The organism is Picosynechococcus sp. PCC 7117, from assembly GCF_001693275.1.
In the GTDB taxonomy this organism is placed as follows: Bacteria; Cyanobacteriota; Cyanobacteriia; order Cyanobacteriales; family MRBY01; genus MRBY01.
Genome location: NZ_CP016477.1, coordinates 1,132,458 through 1,151,960 on the forward strand (window position 1 = coordinate 1,132,458; position 19,503 = coordinate 1,151,960).

The window sequence follows — 19,503 nt, forward strand, 5'->3', positions numbered from 1 at the left end:
TTCCCCCGTAGTTTGTTTTCGTTCTTAGATGGTTCCTATGCTCTCTCCCACCCTCACCCGTCGCTATACTCCCCCCACTTGTAGCCTGGAAGTGGCAGCGAAAACCTCGGCCCTCTCCCAGTGGACAGGGAAGCCGCTGATTAAAGAATTGAATTTTGAGTTGAGTTTTGATGATCCGCGCCTTGGCCCCGACCAGCGCATCGTCATCAAAGGCGATCGCCCCCAATTGGATGCCCTCGCCACCGCCGTCAATGACTATGTCCAAGGGTTTCTCCAAGACCTCAGTCCAGACTTAGAATGGCTGCCCCAAGCCGCCTCTGTCTATGGCTACCACAACACCCCTGGTCAGACCGTCGCCACCCTGCCCCAACCCCAGCTTGTCACCCAGGGACTTTTGTCCCATACCCTCCACCTGGGTCGCCTAGCAACCAAGGAATCTGGCCCGACCCTCCAACTCAACGCTACCCAACTCCATGACCTGGCGGAGGCCCTCGAAACCTACCAGACAGACATGGTGGCCTTACCCAGCCTCACTGCTAGCCAACAACGCCGGACTGTCACTCGCTGGGGGGCGATCGCCGCGTCTTTTCTCCTCGTGGTGGGGATTAGTAACGCCGTTTGGCAACAGCAACAAATCCCGGAAACCAGTAGTGCCCTAAACCTCGAAGCTACGGATGAAGCGGGCAACCAAGTAGAGCTTATCCCTCCGGATCCCCACGCTTCCTATACCTTCTCGCCAGTGCCATCCGCAGCCGATGCGCCCCTAGATGACCCACGGGTTGCCCCCCAAACCGTTGATCTGACTCAACCGACGCCAGGGGAAACTACGACTGCGAATCCGGCTCCCCCAGCCGCATCCCCCCCCAGTCCCCCTAGTAATGATCCGGCCCCGATCACGGCTACTGCCCCCAGGGAGAACACCAGTCTGAGCGTCGCCCCCAGCTTTGGGGGACAAATGGCCAGAACCACCGCTGCCGATCAAGCAGAACAATTTGCTGATGCGCCCCAGCAAGAGGCGATCGCCCTGTCTCCCGCCAATGCCCCAAGGCTAAACCCCGAACAGCGAGTTGAACGTCATTTTCAAACCCAGTGGCAGAGTCCCGCTGACCTCGGTGAAGTATTGGAATATCGTTTAAAGCTCAGTGAACAAGGGGCCATTGAAACGGTCTTTCCCATTGGTAAAGCCGCCGAACTGTATCAACCCCAACTTTCTTTTCTCTCTGTGGGTCGCAATGTTGGCGCTTCTTTTCCTGCTGAAAGTCGGACATTTCGCCTGGTGTTAAATCCCGATGGTCGTGTCCAGGCTTTTACCGAAGCGCCCCGCTAAAAACAGCCTTAGTAAAGGGGAAGTTAAATTCGCGATAAGCCCAAAGAAATACGCAAAAAAGCGGCCTTAGCTCCACTATGATCGTGAATAGGCGGGCATTGGCTCGTTTTGAGAAATTTATTTCGAGAGTTCAGAAGGAACTAAATCATGATGGCGCATTTTGACTTATTTAGACATGACCACGACACCCAGGATTTCGCGGCGGGCACTGTAATTTTTAGCGCAGGCACCCCGGGCGATCTGCTCTACATTATCCAAACCGGGGAAGTGGAAATTCAGTTTCAAGGGCAACCCTTGAGTATCCTCGGTGAAGGGGAAGCTCTAGGAGAAATGGCTGTCATTGAGCCGGGTTCCCCCCGCAGTGCGACGGCGATCGCCAAAACGGATTGTCGCCTCGTGGTGATTGACCAAAAGCGATTTACCTTCCTCATCCAGCAAAATCCCTACTTTGCCATCGAAATCATGAAAACCTTAGCCGAGCGTTTAAGTCGCACGAACCAAAAGCTAGAGGCCCAGGGTTAGGGACGGTCGTTAACAACAGTGCCTTGCGGTTGGATCTCGCTGAGAAGATTCATTGGGAAAAGCCGCTTAAATTCATCCCCTGGGAAATGGCAGATCAGGGGTACATTGGTAAACATCGCTGTAGTAGCCAGAAACCCAAACTTGTTCAGAAGCGCGGCAGTTTGACAGGGGAATCGGTTCAAAGAGGTTAATCGACCACAATTCAAAGGGCGTTTGGGGAAATTGAGCGCTGATTCTGTCTAGATCGTCAGTGTAAGCTGCTGGCGCATCTTGTTTTGGTATAAAAGCAAAAAATACAGGGCGTTCTAGGGCACGTCGTTGCTGTTCCCAGGCGATCCCCATCATTTCGCCAATTTGCACGGTGCTTTCCCGGGGGAGCACCATCAGTACAGGTTGGGTTGCTGTTGCGAGTCGGTCAACGATTTTGTCGGGGTGGTAGTACTTTTGGTAGCCCCAATCATGGACGACAGTTAAGGCACTACAAAAACTAATCAACACCATAAAGGCGATCGCCTTTGTCCCAGATTTCACCTGGGGAAACCGAGTCCCCATCGTTTCAACCCCTAGACAGCGAATATTCTCCCGCTGCCAAAAATAGCTCAGGCCAACGGCTCCCAAGAGAATTACCGCCGGAAAATATACAAAACTGTAGCGAGCACCACGGGTAATATCGATGCCGAGGCCAAAACTGAGCACCCCAAAGAGTCCCCAGGCAGCCCCCACAAAACGACAGAGAAAAAATAACTCATCCTGAAACTGAGGCACTGTGCTTTGGGCCTTGATGCCTTGTCGCCACAGGGTCAAAAAACGAATACCCACCACGATCATCACCGCACCACAGACAATTACCGTCGGCAAAAAATCCACCTCGATGGGCAAAAGCATCACCATCGTGACAACGGTGGCCAACAACTGAAAGACCGGACTGAGCCATGCCAGCCAATCACTGCGATCAAGGCGAATCCAGCTAGTCATACTCGTGCCATAGCTGTCGGGGAGTACCTGGGTTTTCCAGATCAGCCCCAAAAGCCCCACTGTCAGAATAATTGTGCCTAAACGCCACCATTGCTTCGGAATCAGATATTTGCGGTGGGCCACCATCCACCACCCCATGGCGATCGCCTCGGCCAGAAGCGTCAGAACAAAAAAGTAATGCACTAACAGCCCCGCCCCACAGAGGACAATCCCCACAAAAACTTGCCCCCAGGACAACGCCTGCCGGGTCTTAATTTGGCGCAGCACTAGGAAACTAAATCCCAAGGAAGCGATCACAAACAAACCAATCAATGTATAGTGACGAGCCTCCTGGGCCAGGTAAATATCAAAGGGCGAAAAAGCCATCAAAGCCGCCGTAAGTTGGGCAATTTTTTCTGACTGAAAGAGCCACTTTGCCAAACCATAAAGCGCTCCAATGCCTAACAAACTAAGCAGCACCGAGAGGAGACGCACCCCATCAATGGAAATGTAGCTCCCCATCTCTAGGGGAAATAGGCGCTGCCAGAGGTTAACCACCATGAAATACAACGGCGGGTGGTTATCGTAATGGATCAAAAAATGGGCCGCCGCAGTGACACCTTGGTCTGGGTAGCCGAGCAGTGGCGCTAAAAGCTCTTTCCCCGTGAGAATTTCGTCGTAGGGCAGTTGATTATAATTTTCGGCGCGACTGTAGAGGAGGGTCGCAAATTCATCGGTCCAAGGGGGTTTTGCACCAAGGTTTGTCAGGCGAATAATCCCGCCTAAAATCACCCAAAACCATAATAAAAAAACGGGCAAAGTTTTGCTTGAAATAATATTTTTTGGGGCGGTATTTAAAAAGAATTGCAACTTAAAAATGAAGCCTTAACTAAAATGGACGGCAAGGGGATGCAACCCCAGGGAAGTCTTTGTCTTCTCGCAATGGTGAACGATATTAGCAGACCGCAGCGATAATTTCGACGATGGCAGAAGCGTGACAAAACTTGTTAGGATGTGGTTTTTATCCATTAAAATCCTTTTGTTTTTTTCACCATGGAGGTTACGAGTGAGTCATGAAGTCCCAATCCCCCGAAGCGCTACTATTAGTGGATGGTTATAACGTCATTGGTGCTTGGCAGGAGCTTAAGGCAACTCGCGATCGCCACGGCCTTGAGATGGCACGGGACGAATTGATCGAAGTTTTAATTAACTACGCCTCCCACAACTGCTACCGGACAAAAGTCGTTTTTGACGCCCATTACCAGCAGACCCCTAGCCAAGAAGAAGAACATACGCAATTTGTTTCCGCTTACTACACCGCTTTCTCGGAAACTGCCGATACTTACATCGAAAAAGCCTGCGCCGCTTTTCGGCACGACTATAATACGCCCCGACGGGTAATTGTGGTGACCTCCGACCAGGCCCAACGGCATACGGTGGTGGGTTATGGGGCGGAATGGATGTCTTCTTTAAAGTTGCAATCGGATGTGGCCGCCGCCAATCGACGTTCCCGGGATCATCGCAAACGTCAACGCCAGCAGCGACGGGGGCAACTCTTGAATAGTCTTGATCCGAAAACCCAACAGATTTTACGTCAGTTACGCCACGGCCTCTAGGGTTTCAAGGTTTCAAAAAAAGGCGATCGCCAAGCCGACGATAAACGCGATAGACCGTGCGTACATGGTCTAAAAAAGCATAGGGTATTTTTAATTTGAGACCAGCAATCAGGGGTCGATACAGGCAATAATAGGCCCGTTTAAGATCTTTCCAGGCATAACAGGGCTCTGGTTTGAGGAAGTCGGAAATATCTACCACAAGTCCCCGACCATCGACCCCCAACATCACATTTTTCCCGTGGACATCATGGGGATTAAGGCCCTGGGCATAGACATAATCCAAGGCTTGATCAATATCTTCAATAACTTTTCTCGGAATTGGAATCCCCCGGTGGGCACAGTCGTAGAGGGTCGTGCCATGCAAACGCCGCAGCACTAAAATGCCATCCTTGGCGTAATAACATTCCGAAAACGCAGCATGGGTCCCTAGGCGACGATAAACTTCCACTTCTGCGGCAAATCCTTCCCGGTGGGGGGCATAGACCTTTACTACCCACGCCGGAAAGTCAGGATGGGCGACAACCGCAGCATAGTTCCCGGTGCCCACGCAATACCAAGGGCTGGGACAATGGCGCACGATCACAGGATGGTGGGGATGCTCGCTGGTGAGATCGAGGTGGGGTCGGAGTTCCTGTTCGAGGCGATCGCAAAAAACTTGGAGTCGAGATTGAGCCATAGATCCTTTAGGGGAGGATTTTTCGCATCAAGATTGCATGGGGCTGGTAGGTGAGGGTCTGGTAAAAGCTCTGGGCCGTCTGATTATTCGTGAAAACCTGGAGGGTAATTTGGCGATCGCCTTTGGTTTTCGCGTACCGTTCCGCTGTGGCCATAAGCGCCGAACCCAGCCCCCGACGGCGATACTCCGGCATCACATACAACAGAAAAATATGACTGTGGCGATCGCCGCTAATTTGATCAACACTATTGCCCAGCCAGAGACAACCCACCACTTGCTCTGTTTCTGTCCGTACCCACCAGAGGGGCGTATCCACTGTGAAGTAATGGTTCAAGGTTGTACGGAGGTGATCGAAGCCCGTTTCCGGATAAAGTTCCTGGTAACTGCGGTGCAAAAACTTTAATAATAACGGTCGGTCGATCATCGCACCCCGTCTCAGAGAAAAGCCCGCTGGTAGCATGACCTAGCCCAAAAAACCAATGGGTGCTGGGGCGAGCATATCGGTGGGGAGAAAAATCCGGGCGCTGACAATCCCTAAAGCCAAGAGGAAGACCAGCAAAATTAAGAACGGCAGAATCTGTTGACGAAATAAGTCCATAGGTGGCGATCCCAAACAACACATAGAAAATATCTCTGTCAGTGTAACCTCTCCCCTTGGCATAATGGAATCTGTGCCAAATTGAGTATCCATGACCATTGCCATGACCCCCCTTTTGCAATACCACCAGCACCAAGGCTTTCCTTTAACAGCTTCCGGTGAGGCCGTTGTAACCTTTGGGAACGACGCCGACATTTCCCAAGATTTCAGCAATGGCTGTCTGCTCTATGACCAAAGCCATTGGGGTCTCCTCAACTTTACGGGCGCTGACCGTCAACGCTACCTCCACAACCAAAGCACTAATCAAATCCAGCAGCTTCAACCGGGCCAAAGCTGTGACACTGTCCTCGTTAATTCCACGGCCCGCACCATCGATCTCGCCACGGTGCATATTCTAAATGATGCCCTCTGGGTGCAGGTCTCACCCCAGAAAAAGACCTTTCTCCTGGAATGGTTTGATCGGTTTCTCTTTCCAATGGACAAAGTAGAAATTAGTGATCTTTCTGGGCAGTTCAATATCCTGTCTTTGATGGGTGTTCAGGCCAAAGAAATTCTCGAAAAACTCACTGGCGTAACCTTAGCTGACTTTCCGGCTGGTGGTCATCAATTTCTAGAAATCCAGGGACAAAACATTCTCTGTGCGACGGGGAACAGTTTGAAATTACCGGGCTATACCCTGTATATTCCCGCCGAGGCTGGTGTCGAAATTTGGCAAGCTCTGATGAATTTAGGAATGATCCCCTGTGGCGAAGCAGCCTGGGAGAAACTGCGCATTCACCAAGGCAGACCCGCCCCCGACCAAGAACTCACCGAAGATTATAATCCCCTGGAAGCAGGGCTTTGGGATTGCATTTCCTTTGATAAAGGTTGCTATATCGGCCAGGAAACCATTGCCCGCCTCAATACCTACAAAGGCGTTAAACAGCACCTCTTTGGGATTCAACTTTCTGCCCCCGTAGCAGTCCCTTGCAAAATTTTTGTGGGTAAAGAACGGGCTGGCGTCATCACCAGTATTGACCCGGATAACACCTTTGCCCTTGGTTATATCCGTACGAAAGTGGGTGGAGAAGAGTTAGAAGTGACAGTAGGAGAAGTGACTGGAAAAGTCGTCGCGGTTCCCTATGTGACCCATGCTTACCCCGAACCCTAGGGAACCGTCTTTGGTTGCTTTATTCGTCTAAAAAGATGAAGCTGCCGCCCCAGGAGCCATAGTCGGCAGTAACTACGCCATTGCGATCGCCGCCCGTGTAGCTGTCCTGACCGGGGGCAATTTCGATGGTGATCGGGCCGCCCGTAGCTAGGTCAATTTCTCCGGCATGCACTGCCGCCACACAGATTGCGGAATCGTTGGTGTAAATATCTGTCCCCCAGACCGAGGCCCCTAGTTCACCGTTGGGTGGGCAATTGAAACTGTAGCGATCGCCAACATTTTCGGCAATCCCGAAGGAGCCTGGGGTCGAATCCCACTGGATATTCGGCGTTGTTGCAGCGTTACCACTGGCCTCCGGAAAACGGAAGCTCCCATCCCAAGCGCCGTAGTCACGACTGGTCACTGCATTTTGTTGACTACCGGTGTAGAGGTCTTGGCCCGCGAGGATTTCTAAAGCTAAATTCCCCCCGGTCTCTGCGGCAAATAGACCTGCATGGACGGCGGCGGCACAAATAGACGAATCGCTGGTGTAAACACCCGTACCCCAAATTCTTTGGTTGGGATCCCCCGGCGGACAGGAAAACTCGAAGATTTGTCCCACCTGGTCTTGGATTTCAAGGCTAACGGGGCTGGCTTCCCATTCCAGGGTAGTGAATTGGAGGGTTGGGGGCGACGCTGGGGTTTCCGGTGCTGATTCTGGGGTCGCAACAGTTCCGCCCCCAGTGGCGTTAGATTCTGGGGTGGTGTTGTTTTGGGTACAGGCGCCCAGGGAAAAAGTCAGGGCGATCGCCCCGAAAAAATAAGTCGTAGATTGCATCATGAAGCTTAGAAATAAGAAGAAATTCGTTTAGGGATGAAAGTCAGGATCTGGGTCTAGGCCAGTTGGCTATTGGCGAAAAAGGCGATCGCAATGCCCAAGGAAAGCCCCACAAATACCTGTACTGGTGTATGACCGAGTAATTCCTTGAGCCGTTCTTCGCTAAATTCTTTTTCCTGGAACATATCGTCAATGATCTGGTTGAGAATACGCGCTTGCTTACCCGCAGCTTGGCGTACTCCAGCGGCATCGTACATCACAATCACCGCAAACAAACAGGCGATCGCAAACTCAGAACTATCCCATCCTTTCGCCTGACCAACCCCCGTCGCTAAAGCTCCCACCAGAGCAGAGTGGGCACTGGGCATCCCCCCAGCACTGAAGAGGGAACGGAGGCTGGTTTTTTGATAACGAATCAAATCAATGGGAATTTTGAGCAACTGTGCCGTAATGCAGGCCACTAATGCCACAATCAGGATGTGATTTTGGAAAACTGCGCTGAAATTATCCATGGTGCTTGGCCGTGACGCGGGTTAGTTTTTACGGTTAACGATGTATTCCGCCAGGGCTTTAAGGGGATTGGCCTTTTCACCATAGGGTTCGAGGGAGGCGATCGCCTCTGCCACCAGCTTGCGGGCCTCAGCCTGGGATTTTTCAATACCCCATAGGCTCGGATAAGTCACTTTCTGGGCTTCGAGGTCTTTGCCCGCCGTTTTACCTAGTTCCTCCGCTGTGGCGGTGATATCGAGAATATCATCGACAATCTGGAAGGCCAGACCAATATTTTGGGCATAACGGGAGAGTAATTGCACTTCTTCCGGTTTCGCCCCGGCTAAAATTGCCCCCGCCGTGACGCAAACTTCCAGCAATGCCCCTGTTTTATGGGTATGGATAAAGTTCAAAGTTTCTACGGAAACATCGGTTTTCCCTTCCGATTCGAGATCCACCACTTGGCCACCGACGAGGCCTTCAGCCCCCACTGCCTGGCCGAGGCGTACGATCACCTGCAACAGACGTTCTGCCGGAACATCCGGGGTGCGGGCCACATATTCAAAGGCGTAGGAGAGCAGGGCATCCCCCGCCAAAATGGCAATATCTTCCCCATAAACTTTATGGTTCGTGGGTTTGCCCCGACGGAGATCGTCATTGTCCATGGCGGGCAGATCATCATGGATTAAAGACATGGTGTGGATCATCTCCAGGGCGCAGGCCGTATTCATCGCCATGGCGGTGGTGCCCCCCAACATTTCACAGGCAGCAAGACAAAGAATCGGGCGTAGCCGTTTCCCCCCAGCCAGGAGGGAATAGCGCATGGCTTCGTAGATGGTGACAGGCTCAGTGATAACTAAGGATTGGTCAAGGGCGGTTTCGACGATGGTCTTTTGTTCTTGGAGATATTGCGCGAGGGAAAAGCCCTGGGTGTGAGCGTCTGCAACTACCATAGCTACGTTTGGAAAACTGTTGATTTTTTCAAGAATATTCTACAGGGCTTTGGGGGCAAGTCTGGGGGAATCATCCTGGGTTGCTTGCAGAGGGGTGCTAATTCTGGGCTCTAAATGTGAAGTTGTTTTGCTCTGTGTGGTTCATTACACTCGCCGGGAACGTTTGGGTTTAAAACAGGAAGGGTAATTGATCTGTTGAGATAAGTCCTGATCAACCCAGGCCCAGTTTCCATGCAACCAAAAATTATTGTCTGTGGTTTAGGACGAACGGGATATAAGATTTTTCGTCTACTGCAAAATCAAGGGGCTGAGGTGATCGGCATTAGCGATCGCCCGACCCATCAGCGAGCATCCGGAATTATTGTGGGCGACCCCAGGCAGGGACAACTCCTCGTGCGGGCGGGCATTCATGCGGCCCAAACCCTCGTCCTCGCCAGTAATGATGATGCTCTCAATCTTGCGGTGCTGACCCAAGCGCGGGTGCTAAATCCAAATATTCGCATTGTCAATCGTATCTATAACCAAGCCCTTGGCGATCGCCTCGATCAAACCCTGCCAGATCATGTGACCATGAGTGTTTCGGCCCTGGCCGCCCCCATTTTTGCCTTTGCCGCCCTGGGCAACAAAGCCATCGGCCAACTGCGTCTCTACGAAAAAACCTGGCCGATCTATGAAGAAGTGATCACTACGGATCATCCCTGGTTAGGCCAACCCCTCAGTGAGCTTTGGGAAAATCCGGAGCGGATGTTTATCCACTACCTACCAGCCCAGGGGGAAATGGATTTGGTGTCGGCGGTGGTGGCCGACCAAACCCTCCAGGTGGGGGATCACTTAATCTTAGGGACGCCGCCCCAGGTTAAAAGTCAGCGTTATTCCCTCTGGCAAAAATTTCGGAAGGCGATCGCCAATCTACGGCAGTACCAACATCACGTGCGGCCGATGACCCTGGTGACGGTGGCGTTGTTGGTGACCATCTGCATTGCCACCTTTACCTATGTTTGTGTGAATTTTAATTTGTCCCTGGTGGATGCCCTCTATTTTTCAGTGGGGATGATCACTGGGGCCGGGGGAAAAGAAGAAGTCGCGGAACTCGCCCCCGATTGGGTCAAGGTTTTCACGGCGGTGATGATGGTGGTCGGCGCAGGGGTCGTGGGGATCTGCTATGCGTTGATCAATGATTTCATTTTGGGAAGTCGAATTCGTCAGTTTTGGGATGCGACAAAAATTCCTCACCAAAATCATTACGTAATTTGTGGCTTGGGAGGGATGGGCATGGCGATCGCCCGCCAACTGCACCACCAGGGCTATGACGTTGTTGTTCTCGAAACCGACCACAACAACCGCTTTTTACGCACCGCCAGAACCTTGGGGATTCCGGTCATTCTTGCCGATGCCAGCGTGACCAGCAGTTTACGGGATGCACGGATTGCCAAAGCAACGGCCCTCATTGCCGCCACCAGCCAGGACATGACCAACGTCGAAATTGCCCTGAGTGCCAAGGCGATCGCCCCCAAGGTTAATGTGATTGTCCGCATCCAAGATACGAATTTTGCCCAGTCGGCCCAGGAAGTCTTTTCCTTTGATCTGGTGCTTTCCCCGACGGAGCTGGCGACCCATTCTTTTGCTGCCGCCGCCCTAGGGGGACGCATTCTTGGCAACGGCATGACTGACGATCTGCTGTGGATTGCCCTGGCAACCTTGATTACCCCAAACCATCCTTTCTGTGGACAGCGGGTTCAAGATGCGGCGATCGCCCAAAATTTTGTCCCCCTCTACCTCGAATCCCAGGGGGAAGCGGTGCACGGTTGGCCCCTCCTGCAACGGCAACTGCAACCCCAGGATGTCCTGTATATCACCATCGCCGCTAATGGTCTCCAAAAGCTATGGCGTAAGGAACCCAGCAATTCAGAAGTAACCTTTAACCCCTTTCCGTCAGTCCAAGGAAGCGAAGCCTTTGTGCCCTAGCAATCAATAAAGTTACATCTCAATCCAGGCGATCGCCCAACTAAAAGCCCTAAAATCAGAGATGTTGAGTACAAAATGACCCACAGCTTTGAATTTTTGGACGTTACTATTACCCCCTGTTGCTGGCACTGTGATTGGGTATTTCACCAATGACATTGCGATCAATATGCTGTTTCGTCCCTACAAGGCCATCTACCTTGGCGATCGCCGTTTACCCTTCACCCCAGGCCTGATCCCCGCCAACCAAGACCGCCTCGCCCGCAATATTTCCCGGATTATTATGGGGTCGCTGCTCACCCCCGAAGAAATCCAAAAGCTCGCCCAAAAACTGCTCCAAACCGAACGCATCGAAGCCGCGATCCGGTGGCTGCTGCAATTGGCTTTTGCACAAATCCAGGGCGAACAAGAACAAAAAACCGCTGGGATTCTGGCGGCAATTCTACGAGACTTAGCCAGCGAATCTTTGCCCCGCCTCATTAAAGTTTGGTCTCGGGAAGATACCTTTTTAGAAGCCCAGGTTTACCAACTGTTTGATCAACTGCTGCTGGATTTTAAACTTACGGAGGCCCAAGCCCGCCAGCTTACCGATTGGCTGTTGCGTACTGTTCTAACCCCCGATATTCTCCGTCAGGCGACCATTGATTTTCTTACCGACAAAAATATTGAAATTATCGACACCAGCCTCCGGGAAAAAACCAGCGGTACCTATTGGGTCGTTGCGAACCTATTTGGCGTTAAAAATAGCCTGACCCGCCTCCGGGCCTTCTGTTTAGAAGAACGAGAAATTGCCAATGCCCGTCTCCAGGAGTTAATCCTCACCCTCGAAATTCGCCTTAAATTGCGCCTCTGGCTCCAGGGTTTGTCCCTCCAAAATTTGCCTGTGTCTACGGTGCGGCAACTCCGTAAAAGTTTTCACCAAACAATCCGCCAATATTTCCAGGATAAAGGGGCGGGCTTGATGGAATATATTGGTGAGTCGGTGGATTGGGATAATTTATCGGTGGTGATTTTACGGCGGCTCCAAGCGTCTCAAGTCTTAGATAGTTCCCTGGGTGTTGTTAGCCAAGAATTATCTTTGCTTTTGGATCGCTATTTAGAAAAAGACCTCGAAAAAATTATCAGTCAGGTGATCCCGATCCTCGCCATTGATCAAGTAATCATTGAGCGAGTGAACAATACCAGCCCCAGGGAACTAGAACGCGCCATCCAGGGCATTGTCAAAAATGAACTCCAAGCCATCGTTAATTTGGGGGGAGTACTGGGCTTCCTCGTTGGTGTAGCCCAATCGGTTATTTTATTGCTCAATTGATGTCAAGGTATTTTCTGGGGTTGCTTGGGCAGACGATGTTTCGAGGGTGTTAATAATTTCCAGGAGTTCCCGCTCAAAGGCCACCTGGGCGCGATTGGTTTTCCCTCCCAGATAAAAGCGATCGCCAGCGGCCAGGGCCCACACTTGGGAATAGGAAACGTAGCTCATCACCACCCCAACCATCACCAACAAAAAGCCTGTATATACCACAGGAACACCGGGATCAGCCTTGATCTGGAGGCCAGTGCTACCAACGAGATCAACCAGTTTCAAGCTAATGTCACCCACATCTAGGCGATCGCCAACCCGTACCGCCCCGACCAATTCTCCCTGCTCGTTATAGACAATGGCACTGCCCTGGAGATCCTGCATCAAAATCGAGACCCCAGCACTCATATCTGGCTTAATGGGGACCCAACTGCCCCAGAGTTTCGCTCCATTCTCCGTGGGGATTTGGGCGGCGGGTAATTGAAAAATCGGGCTATTATTCAGTTGAACTTGGACACCACCAATAGACCAACTGGTTTGATAAAAGGTGATGCCATCGTAGCGGAGGGGGTGGTTTACCGAAATCGTTTTGCGCTCAAGCTCCTGGCCCTGTTCATCGACCACCGATAGATCTGAATAGAATTGATCAATGTCACCCGTGGGGGTGTAGTCGATCCAAAAACGATTCACATTCACCGACCAAGGGCGATCGCTCTCGGAAAAAATCCCCGCCTTAAACACATTATTGACCTTAAAATTCACGCCGCTGGGAATCATCTCCTGGGCCATGAATCCCCCAAAGGCTCCCCAAATAGAACCTACCAAGGTAACGATCATGCCGATGTGGACAATAATCGGCCCAATGCGCCCCACAATTCCTTTCCGGGCATAGAGCTTTTCGCCGTCCTGAAAAATTTTGTAGCGCTTTTTTTCGAGTTGGGGTTTTAGGCTCTGGAGCGAACCATGATCCAATTCCGTACTCAGGGCTAATTTATTAAATTGCCGGGCTTGGCTGTAGTAAGTCCAATTTTGGGCTGTTTTCAGGGCAGGCAGTTGCCGCCGAAAGGTACAGGCGATCAAACTCACCCCAAAGGCCAGGAGCAAAACCAAGTACCACCAAGTTGTATAAACATGATCCAGTCCCAACCCTAATAGAACTTTCCAAGACAAAAACCCCAACAACGCCGGATCTTCAGGGTAGTTCTCTTGGTAAAACTGGATGGTACTGCCCTGTTCGATGACGGTTCCTAAAATGCTAAATACCGCAATGAGCAACAGCATGGCGATCGCCACCCGGAGATCCGCAATCCACTTTAAACCCGTGCGCCAGACCTTGCGGGGAAAACTGTGCCACGGAGAATTAGGAGAAGAATCAGAAACTGTCATGGTTTAGGGGATGAGAAAAGACAAATTAACAAGAAAAAAGCCCGTTCAGGGTTAGGGAAAATCTAGGCGAGGCCAATGGGCAGACGAATGAGGAGCGAAAACAGACCAAATCCCAGGAGCAAAGCACCACTCACGGGGTTAATCCAGCCCGACCACTGCCGCAGGGACAGCAAGCGCTTCAGGGAAGCGGTAAAAATTCCGGCAATCAAAACAGGCACCACATAACCAAGGGTATAAGAAAGTAGCAATGCCGCCCCCAACGCGAGGTTTTGGGTGGTACTAACCCAGGCTAAAAGGGTCGCCAGCACCGGGGTACTACAGGGGGAAGCCACCAAACCAAAGGTTAAGCCCACGAGATAGGCCCGCACGGCTTTTGGGAAATCCGGTTTAATCCAGTCGGTCGCTCCTAGGGAAGGAAAACGCAGGGGGACAATTTCGAGCAAGTTTAAACCCATCAAAATGGCGATCGCACTGACAATGATCGGTAAGCCAACGCCAATTTGACCGTAGATCTGGCCAAAGCCCGCCGCCACGATTCCCAGGCCCGCCAGGGTCGTCGCGAGCCCAAAACAAAACCACAGGGATTGGAAAAAGGCTTGGAGGCGATCGTTATCCTGGGTGCCGCCGATGTAGCCAATGGTGATGGGCAACATGGAGAGGGTGCAGGGGGTCAAGCTGGTGAGGAGGCCCGCCCCAAACACCAAAAAGATACTCAACAAACTCCAATGGCTCAGCTGCTCATTGACTAGGCTGTCACTAAATTGCTGGAGGTGATACAGTTGCAGACTGAAATTTTCCCACATGGTGCCGTGCCCAAAGACTGTTTGCTATTGTATCGGGTTTCCTGGGGGCAACGGCAAAGGTATCTTCCGCCTAAACCAAGGATAATTCACCCACCACATCTAAACGCTTATAGGGACTAAGGGATAAAAATTGTTCCGCCAAAGTATCGGAGACCGCCGGGGTGATCCAACCCAAACGGGTCAAAAGATAGAGGGCGACGGCATATTTAGCCCGTTTCGCGCCGTCTTTGACCTTGATTGCCAAGCCTAACCCTTCACCGACGCGACCAATGCATTGAATTCCCTCGGCACCCGATTTACTGACGATTTCTCCCTCGGAGAGGCGCATTAATTCTGTGTCGAAGCCGCCCCGGCCAGACACCATAGTGGGGTGGTAGGTCATCGCCCGCACAACCCTCTCAACATCTAGGCGATCGCCAGACGCGAGGTGGGCATAAAGGGTAGCCATTTGGCTGAGTTGCATTAAATAGGTGGGGACACCGCAATCATCCCGCGCGCCAATAAATTCCTGGGCGGGCATCTGGAGTAATTCAGCAATTTTATTGAGGATCAGAGCCTGGACGGGGTGGGACTTTTCCATATAGCTACCGAGGCCCCAGTTGCAATGCTTACAGGTCAACAGCATCCCTGCGTGTTTTCCGGAACAATTGTGTTCGAGGGCGCTGTCTTTGCCGTGGGGAATCGGACATTGCAAAACGTCAGATTCTAGATCCGCCTGCCAGAGGATGCGAAACACCTGACGGGCGTGTTCCTTGGTGCCTTGGTGGGAACTACAAATGACGGCTAAATCTTTATCGGAAAGTTTGTAATGATCTAAGGCCCCGGTACCAATCACGGCAAGGGCTTGGAAGGGTTTAAGGGCTGACCGGATAAAGGCAGAGCTTTCGGCATCCCCAGCCATGGACAGGACACGGCCTTTGGTGTCACACACTACGGCTTCGGCAATGTGAGTGGATTCTTTGAGACCTTCCCGGAGGAGGTTAATTTCAAGGGGGGGAGCTTGGACGCGTTTGCCTCTGGACATAACGATTGGGGGTAAAAGTTCAGCAGTAAAAGGATAGGGGAAAAGTACGGGGGTGGCGGGAATGATTGTGAAGATTTAAGGGTTTATAGCAGCCACAGACCGCTGATCAAACCGATGGCGATCGCCACGACAATCAAGCTGGTTTGTTGGATACGGGCGAGGATCGGCGCAATTTGGTAGGACACAATCAGGCGATCGCGTTGGAGGACGGCTTCGGGTTTGCGCCAAATTTGGCCATCGTACCAGCCGGATTCTTCGTAGGTGAGTTTCTCAGTTTGGAGGCGATCGCGGATGTAGCGCCACCCCAAGTAAAGGCGCAGTAAAACCAAACTCAATAAAAACATCCCGCCGAGATTGGCACTCAAGACCAATTTAATCGGATAGCGGTCGAAGGGAAAACTCGCCCAAGCAATGGGGGTAAAGATGAGGGTCGCCCAAAACCACACCCAGGCTACCTTGCGGATGTAGCAGACCATTTCCATGTTGCCCCAACTAAAAAACCAGGATTCCTTAAGTTGGTCATATTCGTTGAGGGGCTGTTGCTCTTCCGGGACGGGACAAAAGGTAGTGGGAGAATTGTTCATGGATGGCGACGGGACAGAGAAAACCTATGCCCAACAGTGTATCGTTTTTTTCTGGGGGGGCGCAGGGGGCGATCGCCTTTGTATTTGCCAACAAAAAAGTGACCCAGATAGATTTGGATCACTGGCAATATTTTGAACTGTTGCGGGACGTGGTAATGCTCAAACGCGACTCAGTCCCATTACTTCACGAGGAGATCTTCTCCTTCAATCACCCGCGCCGATTGAATGCGATCGCCCATTTCAATTTTGTCGATCACCGCGAGACCTTCGGTAATTTGGCCAAATACTGCATAGTTCCCATTGAGGAAATCATTCGGCCCCAAGGAAAAATAAAACTGAGACGAGGCAGAGTTCGGCAGTTGGGAACGGGCCATGGCGATCGCCCCTTTGTCATGCTTAAGCACCACCTGATTCGGATCAAGTTCTGCCTTGCCATACACGGGCTGCTCTTCACCCTGGAGCTTAATTTCTAGGGGGACATCCCGACGAATCCCGGTCTCTGGATCGACAAATCCCCCCCGACCGAGGGCATTGAGGGGCACTTGGCTGTCCTTACTGAGGGGATCTCCCCCCTGGACAACAAAGGGTTCCGGCGTCCGAATTACCCGGTGGAAAGCGGTGCCATCATAGACGCCACGGCTGACTAAATCCACAAAATTCCCCGCCGTCACTGGCGCATCTGCACCATTGAGTTCAATGCGGATCGTTTGGCCGTCCACTGCTTCAGATTGGCTCTGGAGTACCATTTCGACCACCGCTGTACAGCTATCTTCTGGGGTGGCCTCGGCAGAAGCTGGATTCGGGCAATTTAAACGGGGCTTATAATTTTCGGCACTGGGTGGGGTGGCCGTTGGATTATTGGAAGATGTTTCCGTTGTCGGCGCACAGCCACTCAAGCTGAGGCTGCCCACCAAGAGTGCGAGACATAGTAGCTGCCAAGGTCGTTCCATAGAAATTTAGTCGTACTTTTGTTTTAGATAAAACCTGGAAAAATTATAGGAAGCAGCGAAGGCGATCGCCCACTGTCTTTTTTTCGTCTCAGGTGCTTAGAAAGATCTAGAGACCTTCCAGGGGAATGGTTAAAAAGCGGGCCAACTCAGCCCCTTGATTCTCCAGTTCCGCGAGGGGAATCGGCTCTCCGACTCGGTTGAGGGGAATATCACCCCGATTTTTTACCCGGAGATAAAGCACTCGCCGGGGGTTTAGACCCTCTTTGATTTCTGCTCGAATCGACAAAATATCCTTGAGGGGATACTGAAAATTAATAATCCGGTTTTTGCCCACAAAGCCATTCCGGAAAATAGTCACCTTGCCCGTTTCTTTATTAAATTCGTTGTAACCACCGCCCACATCAAGGAAAAATACAAACCAGAGATAGGCAGACAATAGCGTTCCGGCAACGCCATAGAACGTTAAGGCAGCCCCTTGGGGAATGAATTGGATATTACTGGGGTCACTCACCCCCAGCAGATTTTTGTGAAAATAACTCGAAAGACCAGCTAACAGAAAACCAATGCCACCAATGGCAGAAACACTGGCCCAAAGCATATTACTAAAACGACGGGAGCCGAGGATCGGCTGCCGCAAAACTTTATCCGTTGAAGTTGTCACCTGTGCTGCCATAAACGTTTTTTGTAGAAAATTTATTTAATTTAAGCCCCCTCATTTTACTGGATAATCTTGACTTCCCTGCTTGGAAGCCATTACCTGGGCCATCAGATCTGCCACGGCGCTGGTGCCTTCTGAAGCTTCGAAGGTCACGGGAAATTTGCCATGCCACAACATCCGCCAACCCAACGGAAAAATCTCACCAACGCTTTGGAGGCCAATCACCATTAAGGCAAAACGCCGTTCATCGATCCATCCCCCAGCTTGCACCAGGTGAAGGAGGGTTTTTCGGTGGCGTACCGCACGACTTTCAGCGGGATCTTTTTGCTGGAGGAGGGTACTTTTGATTTGGGTAATGTGGTCGAGGGGGTCAACTTCCTGCGGACAGACATAGTTGCATTGATAACAGCGGGTGCAGGCCCAGACGCCGACTGCTGGTTGGTGGTAGTGATCTAGCCTGGCGGAAGTCGTATCATCCCGGGAATCCTTGAGCAGCCGTTCTCCCTTGGCGAGGGCGTGGGGGCCTAAAAATTCGGGGTTGACAGTGACGGCATTACATTCGCCATAGCAAGCGCCACACAGGATGCAGTTACCGGCTTTGTTTAGGGCTTCCCGCTCCTGGGGAGACTGACGAAATTCTGTTTCGGGAACCTGGGGCGATCGCCTTTGGACATAGGGAACTACCGCTTCTAGCTGTTGCCAAAAGGCGGTCATATCTACCACCAAATCCTTAATCACCGGAAAATTGTTCAGGGGAGTAATCGTAATTTTGGGAATGGCTCCAGGATCAGAATCGGTGCCTTGTAGACGGGTAATTTCTTGGCGCACATTTTCTTTACAGGCCAAGGCCGCCCGGCCATTAATCCCCATGGCACAACTCCCACAGATGGTATTGCGACAATTTTTGCGAAAAGCTAAACTGCCATCCTGCTGCCATTTGATCTGATTTAGACAATCTAAAATTGTTGTACTTTCTGGCACAGAAAGCTGATAAGTGAAAAATTCTGGTGCGACGTTTCGTTGCCGTTGGCGCAAAATATTGAAGGCGATGTCCATGGCCAACCTCTTTTTGCCACAAATTTCTTCCCTTCCTAGTCTATCGGGATGAATTCGGCAGTTAAAATCATTGTCGATAAAGTTAACAAATAATCAGCGCCACTCCGAAAACTTTAAAAAATCCCAGGGCCTCTTTTAAAAAACTTTTTAAAAAAACTGCGCAAAACAGAATTTTTGCAGTTATATTTACAAATGTGGTAAGTTTATTGCCGACAAAAATTTAGACTCAAAAAACAAGCGTTTTAGAAATATGAGTGACATCCCGACAACTCCTTTGAAAGGAAAGGCTCTGCTGAGTAAAGTAAAGGAATTATCCCATTTGCCCCGGCGAGAAACAGCAAAGCTTTGTGGATATAGCAGTACGAAAAATGGCTCGACTCGTGTCAATTTGACGGGTTTTTATGATGCTGTCCTTGAAGCAAAAGGACTCCCCCTAGACCCCGGTGGCAGTCAAGATGGCCGTGGGAGAGAGCCGACCTATCGGGTAAGTGTTCACAAAAATGGCCAAATTGTCATTGGTTCAACTTACACGAATCAAATGAACCTGAAACCAGGGGATGAATTTGAAATTAAAATTGGCTACAAGCACATTCACCTAAAACAGATCAACGAAGGCTAAAAAGGCAACAATAGTCAAGCCTTTTGGCGATTTTTTAGCGTCCCTCCTTGACACGCCTG

At 51.2% G+C, this 19,503-nt stretch carries 21 protein-coding genes; 7 read left to right on the plus strand and 14 right to left on the minus strand.

Annotated features, from left to right (window positions below; all coding sequences use genetic code 11):
- Window positions 1-37: 37 nt before the first annotated feature.
- Window positions 38-1,327, plus strand: coding sequence for a DUF4335 domain-containing protein (locus tag AWQ22_RS05520; RefSeq protein ID WP_065710430.1), 1,290 nt, complete (start codon window positions 38-40; stop codon window positions 1,325-1,327).
- Between the two features lie 147 nt (window positions 1,328-1,474).
- Entirely contained in the window at window positions 1,475-1,849 is a 375-nt protein-coding gene (locus tag AWQ22_RS05525; protein ID WP_012306702.1) for a Crp/Fnr family transcriptional regulator, read from the plus strand.
- Between the two features lie 72 nt (window positions 1,850-1,921).
- On the opposite strand, the gene AWQ22_RS05530 is transcribed toward AWQ22_RS05525, so the two are convergent.
- Window positions 1,922-3,622 (minus strand): glycosyltransferase family 39 protein, encoded by a 1,701-nt coding sequence (locus tag AWQ22_RS05530; protein WP_157094583.1) that lies wholly within the window; start codon window positions 3,620-3,622, stop codon window positions 1,922-1,924.
- Between the two features lie 254 nt (window positions 3,623-3,876).
- Here AWQ22_RS05530 and AWQ22_RS05535 point away from each other — a divergent pair, with 254 nt between their 5' ends.
- Window positions 3,877-4,419: an NYN domain-containing protein gene (locus AWQ22_RS05535; protein WP_062433333.1), complete on the plus strand. Its 543-nt coding sequence runs from the start codon at window positions 3,877-3,879 to the stop codon at window positions 4,417-4,419.
- 4 nt (window positions 4,420-4,423) lie between these two features.
- Here the strand turns inward: AWQ22_RS05535 and AWQ22_RS05540 are convergent, their stop codons facing one another.
- From AWQ22_RS05540 to AWQ22_RS17265, 3 genes are read right to left on the minus strand one after another with little or no spacing between them, the layout of a single operon-like run.
- Window positions 4,424-5,095: a serine/threonine protein kinase gene (locus AWQ22_RS05540; protein ID WP_065710432.1), complete on the minus strand. Its 672-nt coding sequence runs from the start codon at window positions 5,093-5,095 to the stop codon at window positions 4,424-4,426.
- A gap of 7 nt (window positions 5,096-5,102) precedes the next feature.
- Window positions 5,103-5,519, minus strand: a complete 417-nt coding sequence (locus tag AWQ22_RS05545; protein WP_223209858.1) for a GNAT family N-acetyltransferase — start codon at window positions 5,517-5,519, stop codon at window positions 5,103-5,105.
- A gap of 39 nt (window positions 5,520-5,558) precedes the next feature.
- Complete coding sequence (locus AWQ22_RS17265; protein ID WP_254903385.1) at window positions 5,559-5,693, minus strand: hypothetical protein; 135 nt, start codon at window positions 5,691-5,693, stop codon at window positions 5,559-5,561.
- A 91-nt stretch (window positions 5,694-5,784) separates the two neighbouring features.
- Here AWQ22_RS17265 and AWQ22_RS05550 point away from each other — a divergent pair, with 91 nt between their 5' ends.
- Window positions 5,785-6,843, plus strand: a complete 1,059-nt coding sequence (locus AWQ22_RS05550; protein WP_084448962.1) for a folate-binding protein YgfZ — start codon at window positions 5,785-5,787, stop codon at window positions 6,841-6,843.
- A gap of 19 nt (window positions 6,844-6,862) precedes the next feature.
- Here AWQ22_RS05550 and AWQ22_RS05555 read toward each other — a convergent pair whose 3' ends face one another.
- Genes AWQ22_RS05555 through crtE form a run of 3 tightly spaced genes read right to left on the minus strand, consistent with a single transcriptional unit; the run spans window position 6,863 to window position 9,102 of the window.
- A complete protein-coding gene (locus AWQ22_RS05555) occupies window positions 6,863-7,663 on the minus strand; it encodes an LCCL domain-containing protein (protein ID WP_065710433.1) in 801 nt (266 codons plus the stop codon).
- 53 nt (window positions 7,664-7,716) lie between these two features.
- Complete coding sequence (locus tag AWQ22_RS05560; protein WP_030006209.1) at window positions 7,717-8,172, minus strand: divergent PAP2 family protein; 456 nt, start codon at window positions 8,170-8,172, stop codon at window positions 7,717-7,719.
- A gap of 21 nt (window positions 8,173-8,193) precedes the next feature.
- Window positions 8,194-9,102 carry a geranylgeranyl pyrophosphate/diphosphate synthase/geranyltranstransferaseCrtE gene (gene crtE / locus AWQ22_RS05565; protein ID WP_065710434.1) on the minus strand — a complete coding sequence of 303 codons (909 nt, stop codon included), beginning with the start codon at window positions 9,100-9,102 and terminating at the stop codon, window positions 8,194-8,196.
- A gap of 231 nt (window positions 9,103-9,333) precedes the next feature.
- Between crtE and AWQ22_RS05570 the strand changes: the two genes are divergently transcribed.
- A complete protein-coding gene (locus tag AWQ22_RS05570; RefSeq protein WP_065710435.1) occupies window positions 9,334-11,067 on the plus strand; it encodes a TrkA family potassium uptake protein in 1,734 nt (577 codons plus the stop codon).
- 88 nt (window positions 11,068-11,155) lie between these two features.
- Window positions 11,156-12,376: a DUF445 domain-containing protein gene (locus AWQ22_RS05575; RefSeq protein ID WP_030006212.1), complete on the plus strand. Its 1,221-nt coding sequence runs from the start codon at window positions 11,156-11,158 to the stop codon at window positions 12,374-12,376.
- Here AWQ22_RS05575 and AWQ22_RS05580 read toward each other — a convergent pair.
- The 7 genes from AWQ22_RS05580 to AWQ22_RS05610 form a co-directional block, all read right to left on the minus strand.
- Complete coding sequence (locus AWQ22_RS05580; protein ID WP_065710436.1) at window positions 12,362-13,750, minus strand: cytochrome c biogenesis protein; 1,389 nt, start codon at window positions 13,748-13,750, stop codon at window positions 12,362-12,364. The two genes, AWQ22_RS05575 and AWQ22_RS05580, sit on opposite strands and share 15 nt — an antisense overlap.
- Before the next feature lie 62 nt (window positions 13,751-13,812).
- Window positions 13,813-14,553, minus strand: coding sequence for a cytochrome c biogenesis protein CcdA (locus AWQ22_RS05585; protein ID WP_065710437.1), 741 nt, complete (start codon window positions 14,551-14,553; stop codon window positions 13,813-13,815).
- A gap of 70 nt (window positions 14,554-14,623) precedes the next feature.
- Complete coding sequence (locus AWQ22_RS05590) at window positions 14,624-15,577, minus strand: asparaginase (protein WP_012306715.1); 954 nt, start codon at window positions 15,575-15,577, stop codon at window positions 14,624-14,626.
- 83 nt (window positions 15,578-15,660) lie between these two features.
- Window positions 15,661-16,161, minus strand: coding sequence for a CGLD27 family protein (locus AWQ22_RS05595; protein ID WP_012306716.1), 501 nt, complete (start codon window positions 16,159-16,161; stop codon window positions 15,661-15,663).
- A 179-nt stretch (window positions 16,162-16,340) separates the two neighbouring features.
- Complete coding sequence (locus tag AWQ22_RS05600) at window positions 16,341-17,111, minus strand: peptidylprolyl isomerase (RefSeq protein ID WP_065710438.1); 771 nt, start codon at window positions 17,109-17,111, stop codon at window positions 16,341-16,343.
- Between the two features lie 106 nt (window positions 17,112-17,217).
- Entirely contained in the window at window positions 17,218-17,784 is a 567-nt protein-coding gene (locus tag AWQ22_RS05605; RefSeq protein WP_012306718.1) for a photosystem I assembly protein Ycf4, read from the minus strand.
- 39 nt (window positions 17,785-17,823) lie between these two features.
- Entirely contained in the window at window positions 17,824-18,825 is a 1,002-nt protein-coding gene (locus tag AWQ22_RS05610) for a succinate dehydrogenase/fumarate reductase iron-sulfur subunit (RefSeq protein ID WP_065710439.1), read from the minus strand.
- Between the two features lie 250 nt (window positions 18,826-19,075).
- Between AWQ22_RS05610 and AWQ22_RS05615 the strand changes: the two genes are divergently transcribed.
- A complete protein-coding gene (locus AWQ22_RS05615; RefSeq protein WP_012306720.1) occupies window positions 19,076-19,444 on the plus strand; it encodes an AbrB family transcriptional regulator in 369 nt (122 codons plus the stop codon).
- The last annotated feature ends 59 nt before the right edge of the window (window positions 19,445-19,503 follow it).